Source organism: Nocardia sp. NPDC004860, from assembly GCF_040609015.1.
Classification (GTDB): Bacteria; Actinomycetota; Actinomycetes; order Mycobacteriales; family Mycobacteriaceae; genus Nocardia.
The window spans coordinates 610,817-631,933 of the sequence record NZ_JBEXJI010000002.1 but is presented as its reverse complement, the minus strand read 5'-3'; the positions used below and the strand labels follow the sequence as shown (position 1 = coordinate 631,933).

General features: G+C 67.2%; 24 protein-coding genes and 1 pseudogene. 16 read left to right on the top strand and 9 right to left on the bottom strand.

Features of this window, described 5'->3' with window-relative positions:
* Window positions 1-18: 18 nt before the first annotated feature.
* From ABZV44_RS06950 to ABZV44_RS06940, 3 genes are all read left to right on the top strand, one after another.
* Entirely contained in the window at window positions 19-585 is a 567-nt protein-coding gene (locus ABZV44_RS06950; RefSeq protein ID WP_354832857.1) for a DUF308 domain-containing protein, read from the top strand.
* 225 nt (window positions 586-810) lie between these two features.
* Complete coding sequence (gene narJ, locus ABZV44_RS06945; RefSeq protein WP_354832855.1) at window positions 811-1,467, top strand: nitrate reductase molybdenum cofactor assembly chaperone; 657 nt, start codon at window positions 811-813, stop codon at window positions 1,465-1,467.
* Window positions 1,468-1,620: 153 nt separating this feature from the next.
* On the top strand, window positions 1,621-2,493 hold the full coding sequence (locus tag ABZV44_RS06940) for an NAD(P)-dependent oxidoreductase (protein ID WP_354832854.1): 873 nt from the start codon (window positions 1,621-1,623) through the stop codon (window positions 2,491-2,493).
* Window positions 2,494-2,584: 91 nt separating this feature from the next.
* On the opposite strand, the gene ABZV44_RS06935 is transcribed toward ABZV44_RS06940, so the two are convergent.
* The 5 genes and pseudogenes from ABZV44_RS06935 to ABZV44_RS06915 form a co-directional block, all read right to left on the bottom strand.
* Window positions 2,585-3,424 carry an NAD(P)H-binding protein gene (locus tag ABZV44_RS06935; RefSeq protein ID WP_354832852.1) on the bottom strand — a complete coding sequence of 280 codons (840 nt, stop codon included), beginning with the start codon at window positions 3,422-3,424 and terminating at the stop codon, window positions 2,585-2,587.
* 88 nt (window positions 3,425-3,512) lie between these two features.
* A complete protein-coding gene (locus ABZV44_RS06930) occupies window positions 3,513-3,872 on the bottom strand; it encodes a VOC family protein (protein WP_354832850.1) in 360 nt (119 codons plus the stop codon).
* A gap of 9 nt (window positions 3,873-3,881) precedes the next feature.
* A complete protein-coding gene (locus ABZV44_RS06925; protein ID WP_354832849.1) occupies window positions 3,882-4,730 on the bottom strand; it encodes an alpha/beta hydrolase in 849 nt (282 codons plus the stop codon).
* A 541-nt stretch (window positions 4,731-5,271) separates the two neighbouring features.
* A complete protein-coding gene (locus ABZV44_RS06920) occupies window positions 5,272-5,802 on the bottom strand; it encodes a hypothetical protein (protein ID WP_354832847.1) in 531 nt (176 codons plus the stop codon).
* Between the two features lie 271 nt (window positions 5,803-6,073).
* A pseudogene (locus ABZV44_RS06915) lies at window positions 6,074-6,332 on the bottom strand (zinc finger domain-containing protein); the annotation flags it as partial.
* A gap of 370 nt (window positions 6,333-6,702) precedes the next feature.
* Here ABZV44_RS06915 and ABZV44_RS06910 point away from each other — a divergent pair.
* The 3 genes from ABZV44_RS06910 (at window position 6,703) to ABZV44_RS06900 (ending at window position 8,354) form a co-directional block, all read left to right on the top strand.
* Window positions 6,703-7,098 (top strand): hypothetical protein, encoded by a 396-nt coding sequence (locus tag ABZV44_RS06910; RefSeq protein ID WP_354832845.1) that lies wholly within the window; start codon window positions 6,703-6,705, stop codon window positions 7,096-7,098.
* A 367-nt stretch (window positions 7,099-7,465) separates the two neighbouring features.
* On the top strand, window positions 7,466-7,726 hold the full coding sequence (locus ABZV44_RS06905; RefSeq protein ID WP_354832843.1) for a hypothetical protein: 261 nt from the start codon (window positions 7,466-7,468) through the stop codon (window positions 7,724-7,726).
* 316 nt (window positions 7,727-8,042) lie between these two features.
* The gene (locus ABZV44_RS06900; protein WP_354832842.1) at window positions 8,043-8,354 is read left to right on the top strand and encodes a hypothetical protein; all 312 of its coding nucleotides are present in this window, start codon (window positions 8,043-8,045) and stop codon (window positions 8,352-8,354) included.
* 106 nt (window positions 8,355-8,460) lie between these two features.
* Here ABZV44_RS06900 and ABZV44_RS06895 read toward each other — a convergent pair whose 3' ends face one another.
* Together ABZV44_RS06895 and ABZV44_RS06890 are read right to left on the bottom strand one after the other, a co-directional pair.
* Complete coding sequence (locus tag ABZV44_RS06895; protein WP_354832840.1) at window positions 8,461-8,637, bottom strand: hypothetical protein; 177 nt, start codon at window positions 8,635-8,637, stop codon at window positions 8,461-8,463.
* A gap of 132 nt (window positions 8,638-8,769) precedes the next feature.
* Entirely contained in the window at window positions 8,770-9,867 is a 1,098-nt protein-coding gene (locus tag ABZV44_RS06890) for an amidohydrolase family protein (protein ID WP_354832838.1), read from the bottom strand.
* Between the two features lie 459 nt (window positions 9,868-10,326).
* On the opposite strand from ABZV44_RS06890, the gene ABZV44_RS06885 reads away from it, so the two are divergent.
* Both ABZV44_RS06885 and ABZV44_RS06880 read left to right on the top strand, forming a co-directional pair.
* Window positions 10,327-10,578, top strand: coding sequence for a hypothetical protein (locus tag ABZV44_RS06885; RefSeq protein WP_354832836.1), 252 nt, complete (start codon window positions 10,327-10,329; stop codon window positions 10,576-10,578).
* Window positions 10,579-10,604: 26 nt separating this feature from the next.
* Window positions 10,605-11,132, top strand: coding sequence for a hypothetical protein (locus ABZV44_RS06880; protein ID WP_354832835.1), 528 nt, complete (start codon window positions 10,605-10,607; stop codon window positions 11,130-11,132).
* 443 nt (window positions 11,133-11,575) lie between these two features.
* Here ABZV44_RS06880 and ABZV44_RS06875 read toward each other — a convergent pair whose 3' ends face one another.
* Window positions 11,576-12,646, bottom strand: coding sequence for a LacI family DNA-binding transcriptional regulator (locus tag ABZV44_RS06875; RefSeq protein ID WP_354832833.1), 1,071 nt, complete (start codon window positions 12,644-12,646; stop codon window positions 11,576-11,578).
* Between the two features lie 154 nt (window positions 12,647-12,800).
* Between ABZV44_RS06875 and ABZV44_RS06870 the strand changes: the two genes are divergently transcribed.
* The 7 genes from ABZV44_RS06870 to ABZV44_RS06840 all read left to right on the top strand — a co-directional run bounded on the left by ABZV44_RS06870 (window position 12,801) and on the right by ABZV44_RS06840 (window position 18,917).
* Window positions 12,801-14,108 (top strand): arylsulfotransferase family protein, encoded by a 1,308-nt coding sequence (locus ABZV44_RS06870; RefSeq protein WP_354832831.1) that lies wholly within the window; start codon window positions 12,801-12,803, stop codon window positions 14,106-14,108.
* The gene (locus tag ABZV44_RS06865; protein ID WP_354832829.1) at window positions 14,105-14,965 is read left to right on the top strand and encodes an ABC transporter permease; all 861 of its coding nucleotides are present in this window, start codon (window positions 14,105-14,107) and stop codon (window positions 14,963-14,965) included. Before ABZV44_RS06870 ends, ABZV44_RS06865 begins: the two co-directional genes overlap by 4 nt.
* A 2-nt stretch (window positions 14,966-14,967) precedes the next feature.
* A complete protein-coding gene (locus ABZV44_RS06860; RefSeq protein ID WP_354832827.1) occupies window positions 14,968-15,726 on the top strand; it encodes an ABC transporter ATP-binding protein in 759 nt (252 codons plus the stop codon).
* Window positions 15,727-15,789: 63 nt separating this feature from the next.
* A complete protein-coding gene (locus ABZV44_RS06855) occupies window positions 15,790-16,752 on the top strand; it encodes an ABC transporter substrate-binding protein (protein ID WP_354832825.1) in 963 nt (320 codons plus the stop codon).
* A 74-nt stretch (window positions 16,753-16,826) separates the two neighbouring features.
* Window positions 16,827-17,309 (top strand): NUDIX hydrolase, encoded by a 483-nt coding sequence (locus ABZV44_RS06850; RefSeq protein ID WP_354832823.1) that lies wholly within the window; start codon window positions 16,827-16,829, stop codon window positions 17,307-17,309.
* Between the two features lie 130 nt (window positions 17,310-17,439).
* Window positions 17,440-17,991, top strand: coding sequence for a carboxymuconolactone decarboxylase family protein (locus tag ABZV44_RS06845; RefSeq protein ID WP_354832821.1), 552 nt, complete (start codon window positions 17,440-17,442; stop codon window positions 17,989-17,991).
* 98 nt (window positions 17,992-18,089) lie between these two features.
* Window positions 18,090-18,917 (top strand): alpha/beta hydrolase, encoded by an 828-nt coding sequence (locus ABZV44_RS06840; protein ID WP_354832819.1) that lies wholly within the window; start codon window positions 18,090-18,092, stop codon window positions 18,915-18,917.
* 474 nt (window positions 18,918-19,391) lie between these two features.
* Here ABZV44_RS06840 and ABZV44_RS06835 read toward each other — a convergent pair whose 3' ends face one another.
* Window positions 19,392-19,670 carry a hypothetical protein gene (locus ABZV44_RS06835; protein ID WP_354832817.1) on the bottom strand — a complete coding sequence of 93 codons (279 nt, stop codon included), beginning with the start codon at window positions 19,668-19,670 and terminating at the stop codon, window positions 19,392-19,394.
* 302 nt (window positions 19,671-19,972) lie between these two features.
* Between ABZV44_RS06835 and ABZV44_RS06830 the strand changes: the two genes are divergently transcribed.
* The gene (locus ABZV44_RS06830; RefSeq protein ID WP_354833135.1) at window positions 19,973-20,677 is read left to right on the top strand and encodes a VIT family protein; all 705 of its coding nucleotides are present in this window, start codon (window positions 19,973-19,975) and stop codon (window positions 20,675-20,677) included.
* Window positions 20,678-21,117: the final 440 nt, after the last annotated feature.

Sequence of the window (21,117 nt, the reverse complement as noted above, 5' to 3'; positions counted from 1 at the left end):
CAGTCATATCATTTAGGCATGCCCGCCAATCGGATCGAGGGGCGAACCGATGTATTCGCCGACTGGGCTTGGCAGTCGCTGGTCGTGACCGGCGGCTGCTCGGTGGTGCTGGGGGTGGTGATGGCGGTGTGGCCGGACAAATCGCAGACGGTGGCGGGGATTCTGTACGGGCTCACGCTGATGGCGTCGTCGGCGGTGCAGTTCGTCGTCGCGTTCGGGGCGCGGATCGCCACCGCGTTGAAGGTACTCGAGGTGGTGAGCGCGATCATCGCGCTGGTGCTGGCCGCCTGGGCGTTCACCAGCGGTGAGTGGGTTGCGTTGCTGTCCTTGTGGATTGGGATGGCCTGGGTGGTACGGGGCATCGTGCAAGCCATTGTGGGCGTGTGGTCGGAGCAGTTCGCGGGAGCGGGCCGGCTGGAGGCGGTCGGGCTGTTGACGCTGGCCGCCGGTGTGGTGGTCGGGGTGGTCCGGTTCGAGTCGCTGACATCGCTGTCGATCGTGGTGGGCCTGTTGACCATTGCCCTGGGTGTCTCGGAAATCCTGCTCGGCGTCCGGGTGGAACGCGAGGTCGTCGGAACCGCCTGACAATTGCCGTGGTCGAATACCGGATCGCTCTCGCGTAACTGACCAGTCTGGAATTCGTCAATTGCCTAAAATTTGCCACCAGGTTCGGATTGTTCGTGTGCTCGGATAATCGATCGCGCGACGGATGGCGCCGCGACACGGTGAGAGGCAGGTCTGGATGGCGCGAGACAATGGCGGCGGTGTGGTGGACGAGGAGTTGACCGAGAGGCCGGGAAGGCATCGCAGATGAGCCGCAGGACCGCTCGACCCGAGCCCGGTGACGCCCAGCAGATCGCAGCCTGGCAGGTGCAGTCGCTGCTGCTCGGCTATCCCGACGAGGCGCTGCTCGACTCGCTGCCCATCCTGGCCCGGGCCGTTTCGACGCTGCCCGAGGCAGTGGGTGCACCTCTGCATCCGGTGCTGTCCTACCTCGACACCACGCAACCGCACACCGCGGCAGCCGAATACGTCGGCACCTTCGATCATGGCAAGCGCTTCAGCCCGTACCTGACCTGGTTCCTCTACGGCGACACCCGCAAACGCGGCATGGCGCTGCTGCGGTTCGAGCAGATCTACCGCAGCGCCGGGGTGGTGCTCGGCGACGACGAGCTGTCCGACCACCTGGCGGTGGTGCTCGAATTCGCCTCGGCGCATCCGGTTCCCGGGCAGCGGCTGCTCGACGAGCACCGCGCGGGCATCGAGGTCATGCGCCTGGCGCTGCGGGAGGCCGGCTCGCCCTGGACGGGTGTGCTCGATTCGGTCTCCGCGACCCTGCCCGCCCTGCAGGGCACCGAGCGCGAGGCCATTGCCGCGCTCCTGGCTGCCGGACCGCCGGGTGGGGACGACCCGGAGCCGTTCGCACCGCCTACCGACATGCCGAATTTCATCGGCGGTCGACGGTGACTCTGCGCAACTTCAGAATCCTCGGCGAAGGGCAGCCGAAGTGCGGCTGGGAGCCGGGCGGCCACTGATTCGATCTCGTGTCTGGGCCAATGTGCCGAGTGCATGCCGAATTCCGTTCATCCGGAGACATCGGGGCTCGGTAGGGTTCGGCGGGTGGCGAGGATTGCGTTTCTGGGTGTCGGGCGTATGGGTGCGGGGATGGCGGGGCGGCTAATGGGTGCCGGGCACGAGGTGACGGTGTTCAATCGGACGCCGGAGAAGGCGGACGAACTCATCGGGGCTGGAGCGGCATTCGCGGCGACCCCTCGGGAGGCGGTGCGTGGCGCCGAGGCCGTTTTCGCCATGGTGGCCGACGATGACGCCTCGCGCACGGCGTGGCTGGGCGCGGATGGCGCGCTGGCGGGGGAGTATGCGTCCGGAGCGTTCGCGGTGGAGTTTTCCACCATCTCCCGGACGTGGGTGCTGGAGCTGGCGAAACATGCCGCAGCGCAAGGTCTTCGTTATCTCGACTCGCCGGTGACCGGGTTGCCGGATGCGGCGGCTGCGGGGCGGCTGACGCTGTTCGTCGGTGCGGACGCTGCGCATCTGGACGCGGCGCGTCCACTGCTGGCGCCGCTGTGCACCGACATCGTGCATTTCGGCGCGGTCGGGGCGGGCACGAGCTACAAGCTCATCCAGAATCTGCTGGGCTCCATCCAGATCGCCGCCACCGCCGAAGCGCTGCGCACCGCCGAACTCGCCGGACTCGACCTCGCCGTCGTCACCGACACCCTGTCGCGGGGTGGAGCGGCCAGCCCCACCGTCATCCGCATGTGCCAGGAGATGACGGCCGGCGTCCACGACCGCGATATCGCCTTCACGGCCGCGCTCCGACTGAAGGACACCCGGATCGGCGTGGAACTGGCCGATGCGGTCGGCACCCCGGCCGCCCTCGGCCACACCGCCGAGCAGATCTTCCAGCGCCTGGTCGACGCCGGGCACGGCGACCTCTCCGAAACCAAACTCATCGACCTGCTGCGTGACTGAACCCGATCCGCCACCACTGTGGCCGGTCGCGCGCCACACGCTGTTCCCGTGAGGTGATCCTGACGATCGAATGGCTGTCGCGCGCGGCCACCTATGTGTCCGTGCCGGCCTGGCGGAAAGCTTCGGCGTGAATTGTGGCCCACTGCCGGAAGGTTCGCGGTGCACGGCCGGTGACCTGCTCGACGGTGGGCCGCACGATCGACTCGTCGATCGCGCCGGCCACGTAGAAGTCGAAGAACGCGTCCACGTATTCGACGGGTGTGGATTTCAGCATGTCGGTGCGGGCGTCCTCGTCGCTCAGGCCGACGCATTCCAGGTCCCGGCCGAGCACGTCGCCGAGAATGGCGATCTGTTCGGCGGGCAGCAGGGATTCGGGCCCGGTGGGCCACAGGATTTCGCCACGCAGTGCGGGGTCGGCAAAGGCGTGCGCGGCGACAGCGGCCAGATCGAAGGCGTCCAGGCTCGCGGTTCGCACGGTCGGGAACGGGACCCGCACGGTATCGCCCGCGCGGAGTTGCGGCAGCCAGCGCAGGGCATTGGAGTCGAATGCGCAGGGACGCACGATCGTCCATGCTGCGCCACAATCGGTGACCTCCTGTTCGGAGGCCATCATGTAGCGGGTGACCGCATTGCCGGTGTCACCGGTCGCCGCGGAGACGCCGGACAGTTGGACGATGTGTTCGACCCCGGCCTTGGCGGCTGCCTGCGCGACCCCGGGGTAGCCGGGAAGAAGGAACAACGCTCGGACTCCGGCCAGCGCGGCCGCCAGGGTGTCCGGCGCGGTCATGTCGCCTGCGACCGGCTCGACACCGGCGGGAAGGCCGGCCTTCACGGGATTGCGGACCACCGCCCGCACCGGTTCCGCGCCACCTGCCAGCACCTGCACGAGTTCGGCGCCGACATTGCCGGTCGCGCCCGTCACCAGAATCATGCCACGCCCTTCGCGTCCGGGCCGGGTACCGGCCGTTGGTTCAGGCTGTCACGAAAAGCGAACGGGCGCAAAGCATCCGAGAATGCAATCAGGGAAGATCGTAGGCGGTGGCGTGGCGGGGCTGATACAGTCCGATTTCCCCGGCGCCGGGCACCTTCAGCATGGTGAGCATGCCCCAGCCCGCATTGGTGACCTCCGAGGTGAATTCGACGCCCTTCGCGTGCAGGTCGTCCATGGCGGCTGCCAGGTCGTCGCACATGAGGTACAGCTCGGCGCGGCCGCTGTCCGGGGCGGCGGCGGGATGGACCGCGAGTTCGGCGGGCGGCGACTTGAAGATCAGCCATCCGTCGTGCGCGTCGACGTGGGCCAGGCCGAGGACGTCACGGAAGAAGGCCCGCGCCGCCTCGGCGTCCTCGGCATACAGGATGGTGTGTGCGCCGGTGATCATGCGCTGACGCTAACAGCGGCCGGCGCTTTCGGCCCGTAGGCGGGCGGTCATGGCGTCGGCCAGTTGCGCGGCGAATTCGGGTGCTTCGGTGCGCATTCCATTGTGGGCGCCGGGGAATTCGGTGACCTCGCTGCCGATCCGGCGGGCGATCTCCACGGCGGGGCGGTACGGCAGGCAACCCCGCGTCTCGCGCCCGACCGCCAGGACCACCCGGTCGGCCACCGGGGCCAGCGCCTCGTAATCGGGCAGGTAGGAGGTGAATTCCCGTAGTTCGTACTCCAGCATGAGCGGACCGTTGGCTGCCAGCCGCGACCACATCTCGGCGCTGCGCGGCGGCAGCTCGGCCGGTACGGGAGACGGCTTCATCGCGTTGCCGATCCCGGCCAGGAAGCGCGCGCCCGCCGCGGCCGGACCCTCGGTGCGGAACAGCGTGTAGACCTCCTCGATCATGGCGCGCTGCTCGGCGGCATCGGGAAGCACCGCGAAGCACGGCGGTTCGTGCGCCACCAGGAGGCGCACCCGATCCGGATGCCGGGCCAGTAGATCCAGCCCGACGATCGCACCCGCACTGCCGCCGACCACGAACGCGGGCTCCTCGGTGAGATGGCCGAGCAGCCGGAACGCGTCATCACTCTGCACCTCGACCCGCTGTGTCTGCTGCGGCCCGTCCAGCACGCTGCGCGAATACCCGCGCGGATCCAGCGACACCACCGTGAACCGATCCTCGAGCACCTCGGCGATCGGATCGACCGAGGCCGCGTCACCCCCGCCGCCGGGCAGGAACAGTACCAGCGGCCCACTGCCGCGCACCTCGTAGTAGAGGGACGCGCCGGGTACGCGCAACATCTCGGATCTCATTGCGGTATCTCCTCTTTCGAATTCGGACTGGATGGCAACCGCAGGCGGCGGCGCAACATCAACCTAGGCAGATGAGGGTGAAACCTAATGTACCTAGGTTTGAAGCGTTCGCCAAACGAGAGTGCGCAAGCCACCGCATACGGTGAGCAGGGGTAGCCGTAGCATTCGCCGAAAATCGGGCGGATATGACGTAGCGGCCTGCTGGGTACCGGTTTTCGCGCTCGGCATGCGCGTGGGGCTAGTTGGTGCTTGGCTGCCGATGATGATGTTGGTCGGCTGCGAGGACTGGCCGACGGTTGGTTTCTGGTTGTGCCCGTGGCGGTTTGGTGTGGTGGTGTCGTGCGCCGGGTGCTGTGGAGTGTCAGCCGAGGGCTGTGGTCCACCGGTATCCTCCCGGAAATCAACTCCCGTACGAAGGGGTGTTGAACGAGATGCGCTACCTGTGAACGGTCGACGCGGCGGTGCGCCGTGAAGGTGGACGCCCGCGTAGGTCGGGTCCGGACCCCGGGTCCGGACCCGACCAATGCCGAAACCCGTTCTCCTAGTGACTCGATCCTTGACTCGAGCCGCTGGTCAATGCGCCGAACAATCCGGAGAGCACGCTGCCACCCAGTGCGCTCGGCAGACCGTTGCTGGAGCCGGACGCGAAGCCGCTGGCCGACCCGGTCAGATATCCGCGACCTGGACCGGTGGTCGAGCCGGTAAAGCCGTCGGGCGCATCGTTGTTCAGTTCGTCGAGACCACAGGCGGCGAGTCCGCCGCCGGACCCACTGGTCAGAGCACTGAGAATCCCGGCCGCCAACCCGGCGGCGGATCCGGCCTGCGGTCCACCAGAGGATCCCCCGAGGAACCCGGTCGCGGACCCGGTAACCGACCCGGTCGCAGCCGATTTGGCCCAGCCGCTGAGGAAACTCTGCAGACAGGCCTGGCCCGGCGGCAGCGCCACATCGGTCGTCGCATCGACCGGTGTCGCGCTGGGATCCTCCACCGTGAGCGGTTCGGCGGTGGCGGGTCCAGCCCCGACAGCGAGGGCGAGGGCGAGGGAAGCGGTGATCAGAATGATGTATCGCATGGAAAAGCTGCTCTCGTGTGATTCACATCGAAACGCCTCCTGCTCGATAACGGTGCAGGACAGTCGATTTCGAGTACAAGCAATGATCCGTCCAGCGATCTCCTGGACGTGTGACCAATTTAGCCCCACGATCACAACTTCGCAGGGCGAATGTGAAACGGAGATGCGTACCTCTAGTGACTTCTGCGGCAAGCGCCGCTCGGCGCCGAGGGCATGGAGCGATTCATGCTCGGCGTACCGGACCTGACGGGAAGAGGTTCAACAGGAGCAGTCAGGCGGGCTGACAGGTGGGGCACCAGAACAGGTTTCGGGCGTCGAGGACCGAGTGGAGGACGGTGCTGTCGCACAGGCGGCAGGGGTCGCCGGGTCGGCGGTAGACGCAGGTGCGAGGCTTGTCCTTGGCGTAGGCCGGTGCGCCGTGGTCGTCTTCAGGGCGGACCACGACGATCTTGCCGCGACGGACGCCGACCTACATGAGGTCGACCAGGTCGGCCCAAGATCGCTTGCCACTCTGGAACTTCAGCAATTGCGCGAGTACGCACACCAACTGGCCGAAGGGGATCCTTCCGGTCCTCTACATCCCGACAAATGATCTGCAGGGTCAGCAGGCACCAGCAGGCAGATCCTGCTGGTGCGCCCGAGGGCGGTGCTGTCGAGTGGAACCCAGCGCCTGACGATGTTCGGAAAAGATCGGTCGCCGGCGGCACGGGCCCGGGTCACGGTGTGGGCGTGTAGGTGGCGCGTCAGGCCGCCGTCAGGTCGCTATCAGCGCGACCGGCGACAGTAGTCACATCGACACGGGCACCCCAGCCCGGCGGGCCACGAAAAGTCCACGCGGACAATCCAGCCCGCTCGTCCACCGAGCCGCTTGGCGCACCACATCACGAGGAGTCCACGACCATGAGCACCATCACCCTCACCGACCAGGACAAGACCACCCTGCGCACCGCCGCCTACGGCGCCGTCGCCCTGGTCGCCGCGGCAGGGGCCACCGGCGGCTCGCCGCACAAGGCCGCCACCCGCGGCTCGGTCGCCTTGTGCTCGGCCACCGGCACGGTCGGGCACGTCCTGTCCGAGAAGAAACGCGACGTCAACGTCTACGGCAAGTCCGTGGCCGCCCTCGCCGACCAGGTACTGCCCGCGCTGAGCGCCTCGATGCACCTGCTGGGGCAGCAGGACCCGGCCGAGGCCACCAACTTCGCCACCACCGTGGCGGTCGCTATCGACGCCGCCGCCCAGCCCGGCCCTGCCACCGCCGAGATGACCCGCAAGATCACCGCCGCCCTCGCCGCCTGAGGCGAACAGCCACCCGGTCCGGTCGCATCGAAGGCCCGCAGATCGCTTCTGCGGGCCTTCCGCGTGTTCGGAAAACGCGCCCACGAGCTCAGCCGCCGCTCCGGCGAGGAAATCCGCGCCATCCGCCTGCCGAGGCATCCCGAATGTCCGGACAACCGAGGGCGTTACGAAATTCATTGTCGCCCTTAGCATTCGATCTACCAGCACCTTTGTGAGTTCGAGCCCTCGTTGATAAGCTGCCTTCCAGCAGCACAGCTATGTGCAACTCACCCCAGCCAACGGCTGGGGTTTTTTGGTCTTCCACCCAGCTCATCCCGAAAGGCCCTCGGCGCACGCCGAGGGCCTTTCGTCGTTTCAGGAGGTTCCCGTGCCTGTGCACAAAATTCTGTCCGCTCTGGCCGCCGCGACGTCGTCGAGTGCCTGGATGCTGACCGTGTTTGTGGCGGCGATCGTTCTGGTTACCGTGTCCGCGCTGCTGCGCGCTCCTCGTAGTGACGCCCGTGAGGTCTATCGGGCCTTCGCCACGGCGTTCGGTTTCCATAGGCCCGCCCAGCCGGGCGGCGTAGTCGATGATGGTGGAGACGATGACTCGGGCAAGGAACAATGCCCTTCGGAGGAAGCTCGGTGAGCAAGCAAGGACGCAGCGCCGGGTCCTACGTTGAGACCCACGCTATTGCCTCATTCGACGCGGAGAACGACGTTGAAAGATTCATGGACGAGGCCATGCTCAGGGTTCGGTTGGGCGGGGGTGATTCTCGCCGGTTCTCCCAATTCCTTCATGCACGTCGGTCCGTGCTAACGCAACTCCTACATGGCAAGTCACCCATCGACCTTGCAGAGAAGGGGTCTCGGAAGCGCGGTCGAAAACGCCTCTACTGCAGCTCTGCTTGTCGGCAAGCAGAGCATCGGTTCCGGCTCCGTCAACAAGGGGGGATCCGATCTGCGTGAAGGTCTTCGAGGAGAAGCGCTCCGGCAAGCTGAAGATCGCCGAACGCCCCGGCCTGCTCGCCGCCCTGGACTACATGCGCCCCGGCGACATGCTCACCGAACGGCAGGTCTGTATCAACCTGCTGCAGTGGTACCTGAGGGACCCTCGCAGCGAGGAGAACGAGCGGAATACGCAGTCCGAGCGCGAGATCCGCCAGACCATCACTGGCATCCTCACCCAACGACTGCATCGACCGACCACAGACCCCAAATCGTGGGCGGGGCAGCGGAAGCCAGAGGCGCGATATCGGTCATACGCCCAACGATAGGGACGAACGCCGACATCCGCGGCAGGCTCGGCTATGGGTGATGGCAAGCTCATGGCCTGCTGCATCACATTCCCGCGTTCCCCTGCGCCTGCATCCAGCTGCCGCGTCAGCTGGCGGCGCGGCCGTTGTCCGGCATTGCTGGCGCCGATATGTCGACCAGGACGGCCATCGCCGAATCCATTCTTGCCGTGCTGCTTTCGACACCGAAGTAGGTCATCGCTCGCTCACACGCGGTGAGGTACCCGGCGGCGGCCGAAGACACGATGGCGGTCAATGTCACCATCGACGCCCCCGCTGGCCCGTGGTCATCCCCTCACGACTGACACCGGCGGTCCGCATCGCCAGGGCCGACGACAGGTGCGGCTGGGCATGAACACCTGCTGACGAATTTCTGTAGGAAAGTTGCGCGGTCGTCTCAGGCCGGAAGTGCTTGCGCGGGAGCGTGTTCGGTGCCGCCGCACCAGATGGCGCGGATGGCGCGGGTGGCGGCGATGTCGACGAGGGGGTCGGCGTCGAGCAGCACCAGATCCGCGCGCAGGCCCGGGGCGATGGCACCGCGGTCGCTCAGGCCGAAGTGCCGCGCCGGGGCGGCGGTGGCGGCGTGCAGGGCCGCCGCGGGTGAAAGTCCGGCGCGCACGAGCAGTTCCAGTTCGTGGTGCAGGCTCGCCCCGTGGGGCGGGTGGAAGGGGATGCCGGGCATCCGGTTGGCGTCGGTGCCGGCCAGGATCGGCACGCCGGCGGCGTGCAGGGCGCCCACGGTGGCCAGGGTGGCGTCGAAATACTTGCTGACGCTGTAGATTTCGGCGGCGCCTTCCATCATGGCGAGGGTGGGGACCACCTGGTGGCCGCCGGCGGCGAGGCGGTCGATGTCGGCGGCCGGGATGCGCGCGCCGATGGGGACATGGGTGAGGATGTCGACTCCGGCGTCGACGGCCATGGCGTACGCGCCAGGGGTGATGGTGTGGGCGATGACGGCGCGGCCGCACGCGTGGGCCGCACGGACGACCGCGGCGGCGGTCTCGGCGTCGGGGCCGCCTTCGCCGGGGGCTTCCAGGACCATCTTGATGTAGTCGCTGCCGTCGCGGACGCGCTGCGCCACCATGGTTTCCGCGTCGGCCGGGCCGGTGATGACCTCGACCTGCGCCATGCCCGGCACCTGGGCGTGCACGCCGGCCGAGGCGATGATCGGCACACCGGCGCCGCGCACGTCGGTCGTGGCGGTGCGCTCGCGCAGGGCCGCCATCAGCTCGCCCTGCAGCGATGCCATGTCCAGGGCGGTCGTGACGCCGTAGGCGGCATACGAATCCAGCGCGTCGAGGCTGTCGAGGTGGACGTGGGCGTCGATCAGGCCCGGGATGAGGATGGCGCCGCCGGCGTCGAGGGTCTGCGCGCCGGTGGCGTCGGTGCCGATCACAGTGCCGTCGATGACGACGGTGGCCGGTTCCCCCAGCCCGTGGCCGTCGAAGACGCGGACGTTCCGGATGGCCAGTTTGTTGTTCGTGTCTCCCCGCATCGACCCAATCTAGAACCCGTTCTACAACCGTGCAAGATCGAATCGGCTGGACCACACAGGCTTTGGTGGCCGCGGGCGCGACTGATAGAGGCGTTCGGAAAACGATGGTCGACGAACGCTAGGGCTCGTGCTCGAATGCTGACCCATCCCGCAGGGTGATGGCGTTCGGAAACTCGTTCAGTTCGAAACCTGGCTGGGCTCCGATGTGCCAAAGCGGTCCCAAGTTTGGACCGGCCGTTACGAAATTCGGGCATGAGTCGATGGGGCCCGTGGGACCGAAGGTTGTTCTGAGCACTGGCGTTGACGTGCGTCCAGGCTGAGAGATACAGTTCGCGGCGGGTTGACCACAGGTGTGTCCAACTCGCCCCAAACCTCTTGGTGTGGGGCTTTTTTTCGTTTCCACACATCGAAGGCCTCCGACAACGTGTCGGGGGCCTTTCGTCGTTTGAGGAGGTATTGATGGACGGTGTCGTCTCTGCCAGCAGTGTGTGGGCGGTGTTCTGGTTCCAGTTGCCCGTGCTCGTGCTGGCGATCGCCGTCATCGTCGTAGGGCTGGCGGCCATTCGGAGAGCGCACCCCGACGACGTACCCCGCGTATTCGAAGCCTTCACCGCCTTCTTGTCTCGACGGCCTGCTCCGACCTCGCGACGCCGGCCACGCCGTAGGCCGAAAGCGCCAGCCGACCAGACCTACCAGGAGGAAACGCGATGAGACATCGAGGTGTGCGGCGTGACGGGGTGGGCGAGCACGCAATTCACGTATTGACATGGAAGGAAGCCGATGCCTTCCTCGGCGAGGCAATGGGAACAGGAACTACGGCCTTCCTCTATCAGCTCTCCGAACTGGTGGACATGTTCGAGCACGTTCACATCGGTGAAGCTTCCAGTGGTCGGCTGGGTGAGATGTTCACCGCGCTGCGGCGGCCGGAGCTGCGCGCGCTGTTCGCAGGATCTGACAACACCGCCCTCGCCGGGGCGGGGTGCAGGTTATGCGGAGGGTCGCTGCGGCGTGGAGGGCGGGGGCGACCGGCTGTCTACTGCCGGCCAGCTTGCCGACAAGCTGCCTACCGGCGCAGAAAGGGGCAGATGCAGCGGCAATACGAGCTCCCGGCGAGCATGGTCCATGTGCTGATGGAGCTGGAACTTCAGCAATTGCGCAGGTACGCACACCGATTGGCCGAAAAGGATCCGGCGGATTCAGCCGCTACCCACCAGACCAAGCCTGACTCACCTGCATCACCACTGCCGTTCGGAAACGATGGATGACCGGGCGATCGTCGTGAAGAATCGCTACAACCCGCCGCGCGAGGCTGCATCCGGCGACTCGGGGCGACAGGCATCTCGAGCTGCACGGCACCTGGCCGAGCGATCTGCGGGCGTGGCTGTCGCTGCCCCCATCTGGGCGTGGTCAGGAGTTCTTCGAGATCGAGTGGGCGAAAACCCTGTGGGGCAAAGAATTCCAGCCCCAGCGGCAAGCCATCTTGTCCGACGCCGAGCATCTGTTCTCCGACTGCCCCCGGAGACTGTACGAGAAAGGGCCGACAAGACTTGTTGGACACCAATAGGCGGCGGAGGGGCATGGTCAGCGACCGGGCCGTACGCCGACGCGCCCTCATCACGCACAGCCGGACATGAAACCAGCAGCAGCCCAACGCCGCTGCCGATTTCACCCGACCGCCGCCAGAACAACCAGACCGCTCCGTAGACCGCTAAGGGCTACTTCTCGCACGACTATCCCTCACGGGCCGGTCCGGGGTGCAGCCGCAGGTCTCACCGATGCTGAGCTCCACTGCGATCGGCGCCGCGGGTGCGTCGGCGGACTGTGGATTGCCGGCGGCGTCGAGTACTCGGGACAGGGCCGTGCGCGCGATGTCGCCGATCGGCTGTTGGACGGTGGTGAGCATCAGTGGGGCATAGGCGTTCGCGGTGTCGGCGTCGTAGCCGACCAGGGCGACGTCCTGTGGGATGCGCAGGCCGGCGTCGGCGACCGCCCGCAGCGTCGCGGCCGCCTGGGCGTAGGTTCCGATCACCACCCCGTCCGGGGCGGGACGCTCGGCCAGATACCGGCGCACCGCACGATAGGCGCCCTCCGGGGTGAGATCGGTGGGAATCCGCTCTGCCGCAGTCGATCCCACGACGGACAGGTAGCCCTCGTAGCGTTGGGCCACCGTCTCACGGTCACCGTGGGCGACCTCGTCCGCGGTGAATCCGCCGACGAAGACGATGTTTTCGCGGCGATGGGTCTGTGCGAGATGACCGGCGGCGAGCCGGCCCGCGTCCACGTGGTCGGCGCCGATGACGGCGGTGTCGATGTGGTCCCGATTGTTGTGGACCCAGACGATCGGAATGCGGGCCTGCCGACACAGCTCGGCGGTGGCGCGGCCGTTGGCTCCGCCGACCACGATCAGGCCCTCGATGCCGGAATCCGCGAACGCGGCGGCGAATTCGATCTCACGTTCGGGGTCGTATCCGGTGTTACCGATCAGGGTCAGATGGTCGCGCTCGCGCGCCTCGATCTCGATGCGCCCCACCAGGGTGCCGAACAGGGGCAGGCGCACATCGGGGACGAGCAGGCCGAGGTGCCGCCAGCGCCTTGGCCGGCGCAGCGCCCGCGCCGCACGGTCGGGCCGATAGTTGAGTTCGTCCAGCGCCGCGACGACCCGGGCACGCAAGGCGTCGGAAACCGGGCGCGGCCCGTCGTTGAGCACGTAGCTGACCACCGCGGTGGAGGTGCCCGCCCGCCGGGCCACATCGGCGAGGGTCGTGCGTTTGACAGTCACGTTCGTCCTACTCTCGTCGCTCGCGGGCCGGGCGGCCATGCTTGAAATCGTTCTGATTCTTACAGTCTGCGCACGCGCAACGTGCCACGCAAATCGATTAGATTCGTAACATCCACGACCTGATCGCTTAACAGCCGACTGATGGAGTGAATGCATGGCCTTCGTACGACTCACGGGCGTGACCCATTACGAACCGGATTCAGCACATGACAGCTACATCCTGTTCAGTGGCGCGGACTCGATCACCCGTCTCATCGATACGCACGGTGTGGTGCGCCACCAGTGGCCCTACGCCGGTGTGCCGCCCCGCATTCTCGACCCCGCACTGACCGGTGGGCGACTCGGCGACGTCGGTGTACAGCTGTCGCTCAGCGGCGACCCGCGCGGCGGCATCTACGCCAACGGCACTGTGGGGCAATTGAACTGGGACGGCGAGCAGGTCTGGGAATGGGGTGCGCAAGCTCCCGGGGGCGCGGCGCGCCAGAACCATGACTGGGAGTTGCTCGACAACGGAAACCGATTGCTGCTGGTCACCATTCCGCGGGTCGTCCCGTTGCTGGGTCCCGCCGTGGTCGGCGACCAGGGGCTGTACGAGATAGCCCCCGACGGGTCGATCGTGTGGGAATGGCGTGCGGGCGACCACCTCGATGAGTTCGGGTTCTCCGAGGCGGGGTGGAATGCGTTGCGCGAGACCGTCGCTCGCGACCCCGATGACCCCTGGGGAGTGCTGGAGATCAACAGCGCCAAGACACTCGGCCCCAACCGCTGGCACCGAGCCGACCCCGGCACGGTGTTCCAACCCGACAACATCCTGATCAGCAGCCGCAAGGCGAATGTGATCGCGCTGATCGACAAGACCGCCAAATCCATTGTGTGGAAACTCGGTCCGTACTTCACCGCCGAGGCCGGGGCGCAACATCAGCGGATCAATGCGCACAAGGTGCCCCGGCCGCTCGATCAGATCTCCGGGCAGCACAATCCCCACCTCATCGCCGACGGCCTGCCTGGAGCCGGCAATATCCTCGTCTTCGACAATCAGGGCGGTGCCGGGTTTCCGCCCGCGCCCCTCGGCATCTACGCGGGATCGCGGGTCCTCGAGATCGATCCGTCGACCGAGCAGATCGTCTGGCAGTACACGGCCGAGGACTCGGGACTGCCGTCGTGGACCTTCTTCAGCTCGTTCGTGAGCAATGCCCAGCGCTTGCCGAACGGCAACACGCTCATCACCGAGGGCATGAACGGCCGCATCTTCCAGGTGACGCCGGACGGTCAGGTGGTGTGGGAGTACCTGTCGCCGTACGAAGGTCACGGCGTCGCCGGTGAGCCGGAGGTCCATGAACCCCGGGTGCCCGGCGTGGATCGGCTCAGCCGCACCCGGCTGGTCTATCGAGCCCAGGCGGTGCCGTTCGACTGGGTGCCCCTCGGCACTCCTGTCGCACACTCAGGAGGACGAATCCCATGACATCGAGTCTGCAAACCACTGCGGTGAGCATTCGGTCACCGCGGGCCGGCACCACCGCGGACGAACGGCCGCGGAGAATACGGCTCGCGCGCCTCGGACCGCGTTGGAGGACGGCCGGGGGCACCGCGGCCGGAATCGGTCTCGCCGCACTCGTCTGGTCCGTGGTGGCGGCCACCGGAATCTTTCCGCGCCAGCTGTTTCCGACCGTGGCGCAGATTCTGCGCGCCGGACAAACGCTGTGGGCCGATGACCTGTTGATCTCCGATGTCGCGGCGAGTCTGCGGCGGGCACTGTTCGGGCTGGCCGTCGGTGCGGTCGCGGGCGTCGTCGCGGCGATCGTCACCGCGAACACCCGAACCGGGCGTGGGCTCCTGCAGCCGGTGCTCCGTTTGCTCGCACCGGTCCCGACCATCGGTATGGTGCCGCTCGCGATTCTGTGGTTCGGCATCGGCGAGAACAGCAAGATTCTGGTCATCGCGCTCGGCGTCTTCGTTCCGGTCTGGATCAGCAGTCATTCCGGATTCGCGGGCACCCCGGCCGACTATCTGCAGGCCGCCCGCTGCCTGGGCGCGGGTCGCTGGCAGACGCTGATGCGGGTCATCGTCCCGGAGGCGGTGCCCGATGTGGTGGCCGGCGTACGGGTCGGCGCCGCAATGGCATTCGTGCTGATCGTGGTCTCCGAGATGACCGGCACCACCGCCGGGATCGGCTATCGCATCTATCAGGCACAGCTGTTCTCGCAGGCCGACCGGCTGATCTTCTGCCTGCTGGTGCTCGGTGTGCTCGGCGCGGTCTGCGATCTGCTCATCGCCGCGAGCACCGCGCCGATCCAGCGCTGGGCGCGGGAGGTGAACTGACCATGGCCATCGCCACCCGAGACCTGACGGTGCACTTCCCGAACGCCGCGCACCCCACGCTCGGCGGGATCGATCTGACCGTGCCGGACGGTTCGTTCACTGTCCTGGTAGGGGCATCCGGGAGCGGGAAATCGACGCTGCTGCACTGCCTCGCAGGGCTCATCACCCCGACATCGGGCACGGTCACCGACAACGGCGCACCGGTGCTCGCGCCCGACCCGCGCCGCGGCGTCGCGTTCCAGCGTGACGTGTTGTTTCCGTGGCTGAGTGTCGCGGGCAATATCGACTTCGCCCTACGGGCACACGGGGTTCCGGCCCGGCTGCGCCGCAGCCGGATCGACGAGCTGATCGGCCTGGTCGGACTGCCCGGTGAGGTCCGCGGCAAACGACCCACGCAGCTCTCCGGCGGAATGCGCCAGCGTGTCGGGATCGCGCGCATGCTCGCCGGTGAACCCGACATCATGCTGATGGACGAGCCCTTCGCCGCACTCGACGCGCTCACCCGGCTGAAGATGCAGGACCTGCTCATCGACCTGTGGAATCGGCTGCGCCGCACCATCGTCTTCGTCACCCACGATGTGGACGAGGCAATTCGGTTGTCCGACACCATCAATGTGCTCGGCAACGGCCGGATCACCAACCGGATCCCCAATCCGCTCCCGCGACCCCGCCCCGCCGATGCCCTCGCCGATCAGCCCGGCTATAGCGAGCTGCGGCGCATCCTCCACCACGAACTCGGTGTCGAGAGCGTGACGGCGTAGACCGGACGTGTTGCCGGCCAAGCGATTCAGCCCAATCCGTGACATACGAAAAGAAGATCAGCCGTGAAGAAACTCATCCGCCCGCTGACGGCCGCCGTCGCACTCCTCGCTCTGCTCGGACCGCTCACCGCCTGCGGCACAGCCGACAATTCCGACCCGAAGACGCTCACCGTGGGATTCGTGGTCGACCCGTCGTGGGCCCAGATTCCGGTGGCCCAACAGTCCGGGTACTTCGCGAACCACGACGTGAAGGTCAAGGTCGTCAACTTCTCGACCGGAGTGGAGGCGTTGCAGGCGCTCGCGGCCCACCAGCTCGACATCGCCACCGCCGCCGATGTTCCGGCCGCGGCCACCTTGACCCGCTCGCCGGCACTGCGCGTCGTGGGCGACGGATCCCGGTGGCAGGGTTCCCGCATCGTGGCCCGGCGCAGCGCCGGCATCACCTCCCTCGACAACCTCGCCGGGCATTCGATCGGCACGCCGCTGGGCACCAGTGCCGCCTTCTTCGCCTCGGATGTGCTCTCGCAGAACAAGATTTCGGCGAATCTCGTTCAGGTGGCGCCGTCCGCGACGGTCACCGCTGCCACGCAGCACAATGTCGACGCCGTCTCGATCTTCCAGCCCTACCAGGCCCAGGTGGCTCAGGCGCTCGGCGACGACGCGGTCCAGCTCGCCGGTGGGAGCTACAACCAGCACAGCCTGTACCTCGCGAGCGATACCGCGATCTCGGCGAAATCGGCGGCGTTGACCGCCTTCTTCGACGCGTTGAACGACGCCGGAGCGCAGCTGACCGCGCGATCCGACGCCGCGGTGTCCGCGGTCTCCACCGCCACCCAGTTGTCCCCGGACCTCATCCGGAAGATCCTCCCGGAGTTCGACTATGCCCTGCAGTTGCGACCGGACCTCGCCGATACCCTCGGCGCGCTCGCGAGCTGGGCGAAAGAACAGGGGTCGGTCGATCGAGCGACCGCGCTACCCGACTACCGGACGCTTCTCGACGCCACCTTCGTGAGCCACGGGAACTGACTCGTTCCGCCAGTCCGCAGCCCGCTCGGTCAAGCTCGACCGAGGCCGGATGGCACCGGTTACTGTTGTGCCGCATGGGTTCTGAACTGAACGACTATGTCGCCGGACTGCCGCGCAAGCGCATGGGTGCGGGCGCGCTGTTCGTCGACGAGCAGGATCGGGTGCTGCTGGTCGAACCGACCTACAAGCCGTACTGGGAGGTGCCCGGCGGGGTCGTCGAGGCCGGTGAATCGCCCTACCGTGCGGCTGTGCGGGAGATCCGCGAGGAGCTGGGGCTGAGTGTGCCGATCGGGCGGCTGCTGGCGGTCGACTGGGTGCCCGCCGGTCTGTATCCCGACGACGGGGTGATGATGGTGTACGACGGCGGGCTGCTGGCCGCCGAGCAGGTCGACGCGATAACCCTTCCGGCGGACGAACTTCGGAGCTGGGCGTGGTGTGACACCGAGACGGCGACGCGGCTGCTGCCCGCGGTGCTGGCCCGGCGCGTGGCGGGAGCGCATCGGGCCAGGACGGCCGGGATCACGGTCTATCTGGAGGATGGCTTCGAGATCGGTTGAAGCTCGATCGGGGCGCGGCCAGGCCCCGGAGGGTTCGCGCGGTCACGGGGCAATATCTACTACGTCTCGTCGTTTTCGGCCTAGGATGTCTTCAAGGGAGCATCCGCGAACGCGAAGGGGAGTGGAGCGCATGCGAGTAATCACCCGAATCCTGAACTACGTCAAGGCGATGCGGCGGGCTCGCCGTAATCGGACAGATCTCGTCGGCTGGCTCATCCGGCGGCCACAGCTGCTGGTCAGCACCATGATCCAGGAGACGATGCTGCTGTTCTCCAACCGGGTCGACCCGCATCTGAAGGATCTGGCCGAGCTGAAGGCCGCCGCTCTGGTGAACTGCCAGTTCTGCCTCGACATCGGTTCGACGCTGGCCCACTACGGCGGACTCACCGAAGCCCAGGTCACCGAGCTGCCGAAGTATCGGGACAGCGACGCGTACAGCGGTCTGGAGAAACTCGTCCTCTCCTACGCCGAGGCCATGACGCTCACGCCGACCTCACTCGATCTGAGTGAGATTCGGGCCCAGCTGCTGACCCACCTGAGCAAGGCCCAGCTCGCCGAACTGGCCGCGGCCATCGCCTGGGAGAACCAGCGTGCCCGCGTCAACCAGGCACTCGGCGTGCGCCCGGCCGGGATGGCCGAGGGCATGACCTGTGCGCTGCCCGAACCCCGCCAGGCGGGCTGACACCTTCAGGTTCACACCCTTTCCATTCGCGCAGCAATGAATTCGGCGCGGTCGTACCGTCATAGCCGGTGTCCATGTACTGACCACTTGGAGCAACCATGACCTCGACCGCACCCGTCACCTCCGGAACAGTCGCCGTGCCGGACGGCACCATCTACTACGAAGTCCGCGGCAGCGGCCCACTGATCGCCCTGATCGGCGCGCCGATGGATTCCGGACCGTTCGGCGCGCTGGCCGAACTGCTCGCCCCCGACTACACCGTGCTCTGCAGCGACCCGCGGGGCCACGGCCGCAGTCCGGTCAACGACACCGACAAGGACTCGACTCCGGAACTGCGCGCCGACGACCTCGCCCGTGTGCTCACCCATGTCGGCCAGGGCCCGGCCACCGTGCTCGGGTCCAGCGGTGGTGCGATCACCGGTCTGGCGCTGGCCATCGCCCGGCCCGATCTCGTGCCGACCCTCATTGCACACGAGCCGCCGCTGCGCGAACTGCTCCCCGATCGCGACGAGCTGCGTGCTCGGACCGACGAGGTCCGGGCCGTCTACGAGACCGGCGATGTGCTCGGCGCGGTCCGCAAATTCTTCGCCATGACCGGCCTGTTCATGCCCGAGGAAGTGCTGCAGGAGATGTTCGGCGGCGAGCGGGACCCGCGGTCGATCGCCTCCGATGACTTCTTCTACCGCCACGAGCTGCACACCACCTCCGGCTGGCAGCCCTCCCTCGACGCCCTCCGCGCCACCCCGACGAAGATCATCATCGGCATCGGCGACGAATCCGCCGACAAGTTCTGCGATCGCACCTCCCGGGCCCTCGGCGTCGAGCTCGGCATCGAGCCGACCCTTTTCCCCGGCGGCCACGGCGGTTTCATGGAACAGCCCGACGCCTTCGCCAAGCGCCTGCGCGAAATCCTGCAGGACAACTGACCGAATTCGTCGACGACCATGCATGGGCGGCAGGGCCACCCGGGTTTTGCCTGCGGCAATGCATGGTCGTCGGTAAACGTGAGGAATAGGCTGAGGACACACTGATCCGAGGGCGCGGAGGTGTGGACTATGAGGATTCGAATGGTTCGGGGCGTGGGATTCGGGGTGGTGGGGCTCGCGATGTTCACGGCCGCTGTGGCGGTCTCGCCGGCGGCTCGCGCCGATGGGCAGCTCTACGTGTGTGATGAGGTGCAGGTCACGATGGACGGGCACGGGCTCGGGACCGGGAACTGCGTGTCCGCGGGAGGCGGGGCACCTGCCATGGGATTGATCACCGGCGCTTTCGATATCTCGAGGCGCTCGGACAACTACACGGTGCATTGTTCCGACAATGGCGGCACGACCGGAGAATCATGGCTCCCGGGTGAGGTGAACGGGGGCTCGACACAATGCGCTCCGACTTCCTGACCGGAGTCAGTCGGGACGAATTGCCCAGCGCGCGTACGTATTTTCGGGATTCACCGTGACGATGTCGGCGACCTGCACGATATCGTCGGGTATCAGGCCGCCGAAATGCGCGAGGCTGGGAACGATCACCGCATCGGCCTCGAGGCGGGAGATCAGCGTGCGTACGCGCACGATCGGGCGATCGGTCTCGGGGCCGAAGACCAGGGTCTTGCACAGGTCGTAGCCGAGCCGGCGAGCCAGATGCTGGATCTGAGCCTCGTCCCAGTGTTGCTGTGCCCCCGACACGTCGTGCCGGAGGAATCCGATCGCTGATGGTTGTGGCCGCATCTTGCCGCTCTCTTGAACTGATCCGCCTGGCGCCGGTGTCAACGCTACGGCTAACCAGTGCCGAACATAGGGTGATCGGGCCAGAAACTGCTCCTCGCAAACGTGTCGCGATCGGAGTGTCCGCGCCGACGCCACCGCGATTACCACCGAAAATGCTTGGTATGCAATGCATTACCTAATTTCGGTGAGCCTCTCTTTGCTGGCGGGAATCCCTCTGAAGCATTACCGTTCCCCTCGTGAGGGACGATTTCGACGGGTCGGTGGCGGTCGCGCAACCGACCGAACCGCATGCGGTGGGATTGGCGACGCGCCTGAATTGGCTGCGTGCCGGCGTATTGGGAGCCAACGATGGAATCGTCTCCGTGGCAGGCATTGTGGTCGGCGTGGCGGCGGCCACCAGCAACAGCACCGCGATCATGACGGCGGGCGTGGCCGGACTCGCGGCCGGCGCGGTCTCGATGGCCTTGGGCGAGTACGTCTCGGTGAGCACCCAGCGCGACAGCGAGCGCGCGCTACTGGAAACCGAGCGACGCGAATTGGCCGAGCAACCCGAGGCCGAACTGGCGGAACTCGCGGCCATCTATCGGGCGAAGGGCCTCTCGCCGGCCACGGCTCAGGCTGTGGCGGAGGAACTCACGGCCCGGGACGCGTTCACCGCGCACGCGGAGGCCGAGCTCGGCATCGACCCGGACGAACTCACCAACCCGCTGCACGCCGCGCTGTCCTCAGCGCTGTCGTTCACACTGGGCGCGCTACTGCCACTACTGGCAATCCTGACGCCCCAGGCGATCCGGGTACCACTCACCATGGCCGCGGTGCTCGCCGCACTGGCCTTGACCGGGGCCGTGGGCGCCCGGCTCGGCCAGGCGCCGGTGGCGCGGGCGACCGTGCGCGTCCTCGCGGGCGGCGCGCTCGCCATGATCACCACCTATACGATCGGGCACCTGGTCGGCGTCGCGATCTGATCGGGAATCGCTGCGGCCGGCCAGGTCTCACGCGATCGGCGTGGGCGTGAGTCGCGGACCCGCCGACGCGGCGGTGCCTTCTTGCAGTGGGTACCCAATGGTGCGCCGGCCCGGACGCTGCGGAGACGGCGTCCGGGCCGAGCTGCCCTGGCACTGGATGCGCTGCCCAGCGCACTGCTGGGCACCGGAGGTCCTACGGCGTCACCGGTGGCGGGGAGTCTGAAGTCTGCCGCCGGTGACACGGGGGTGCATTCCCTGCGCGGTGCCGCGCGCAGCGCGCCGCGTAGTGCCCGGATCAATGCCGGCGGGCGCGAAGTTCCGCCGGTGCCAACGAGTTTCGCGTATCCGGCTGGGCCCGGCATCTCGGGGAAAGCTGGTAGGCACGCAAGGTCTCCGGCTTGGCACGACTGGTCGGTCATGTGCGGAGTACGGCCGCTGCC

Coding starts and splice junctions, on each gene's coding strand:
- ABZV44_RS06950 (WP_354832857.1), top strand. CDS start 19: ATGCCCGCCAATCGGATCGAGGGGCGAACCGATGTATTCGCCGACTGG.
- narJ (WP_354832855.1), top strand. CDS start 811: ATGAGCCGCAGGACCGCTCGACCCGAGCCCGGTGACGCCCAGCAGATC.
- ABZV44_RS06935 (WP_354832852.1), bottom strand. CDS start 3,424: ATGATTCTGGTGACGGGCGCGACCGGCAATGTCGGCGCCGAACTCGTG.
- ABZV44_RS06930 (WP_354832850.1), bottom strand. CDS start 3,872: ATGATCACCGGCGCACACACCATCCTGTATGCCGAGGACGCCGAGGCG.
- ABZV44_RS06925 (WP_354832849.1), bottom strand. CDS start 4,730: ATGAGATCCGAGATGTTGCGCGTACCCGGCGCGTCCCTCTACTACGAG.
- ABZV44_RS06920 (WP_354832847.1), bottom strand. CDS start 5,802: ATGCGATACATCATTCTGATCACCGCTTCCCTCGCCCTCGCCCTCGCT.
- ABZV44_RS06910 (WP_354832845.1), top strand. CDS start 6,703: ATGAGCACCATCACCCTCACCGACCAGGACAAGACCACCCTGCGCACC.
- ABZV44_RS06895 (WP_354832840.1), bottom strand. CDS start 8,637: ATGGTGACATTGACCGCCATCGTGTCTTCGGCCGCCGCCGGGTACCTC.
- ABZV44_RS06890 (WP_354832838.1), bottom strand. CDS start 9,867: ATGCGGGGAGACACGAACAACAAACTGGCCATCCGGAACGTCCGCGTC.
- ABZV44_RS06885 (WP_354832836.1), top strand. CDS start 10,327: ATGGACGGTGTCGTCTCTGCCAGCAGTGTGTGGGCGGTGTTCTGGTTC.
- ABZV44_RS06870 (WP_354832831.1), top strand. CDS start 12,801: ATGGCCTTCGTACGACTCACGGGCGTGACCCATTACGAACCGGATTCA.
- ABZV44_RS06865 (WP_354832829.1), top strand. CDS start 14,105: ATGACATCGAGTCTGCAAACCACTGCGGTGAGCATTCGGTCACCGCGG.
- ABZV44_RS06860 (WP_354832827.1), top strand. CDS start 14,968: ATGGCCATCGCCACCCGAGACCTGACGGTGCACTTCCCGAACGCCGCG.
- ABZV44_RS06850 (WP_354832823.1), top strand. CDS start 16,827: ATGGGTTCTGAACTGAACGACTATGTCGCCGGACTGCCGCGCAAGCGC.
- ABZV44_RS06845 (WP_354832821.1), top strand. CDS start 17,440: ATGCGAGTAATCACCCGAATCCTGAACTACGTCAAGGCGATGCGGCGG.
- ABZV44_RS06840 (WP_354832819.1), top strand. CDS start 18,090: ATGACCTCGACCGCACCCGTCACCTCCGGAACAGTCGCCGTGCCGGAC.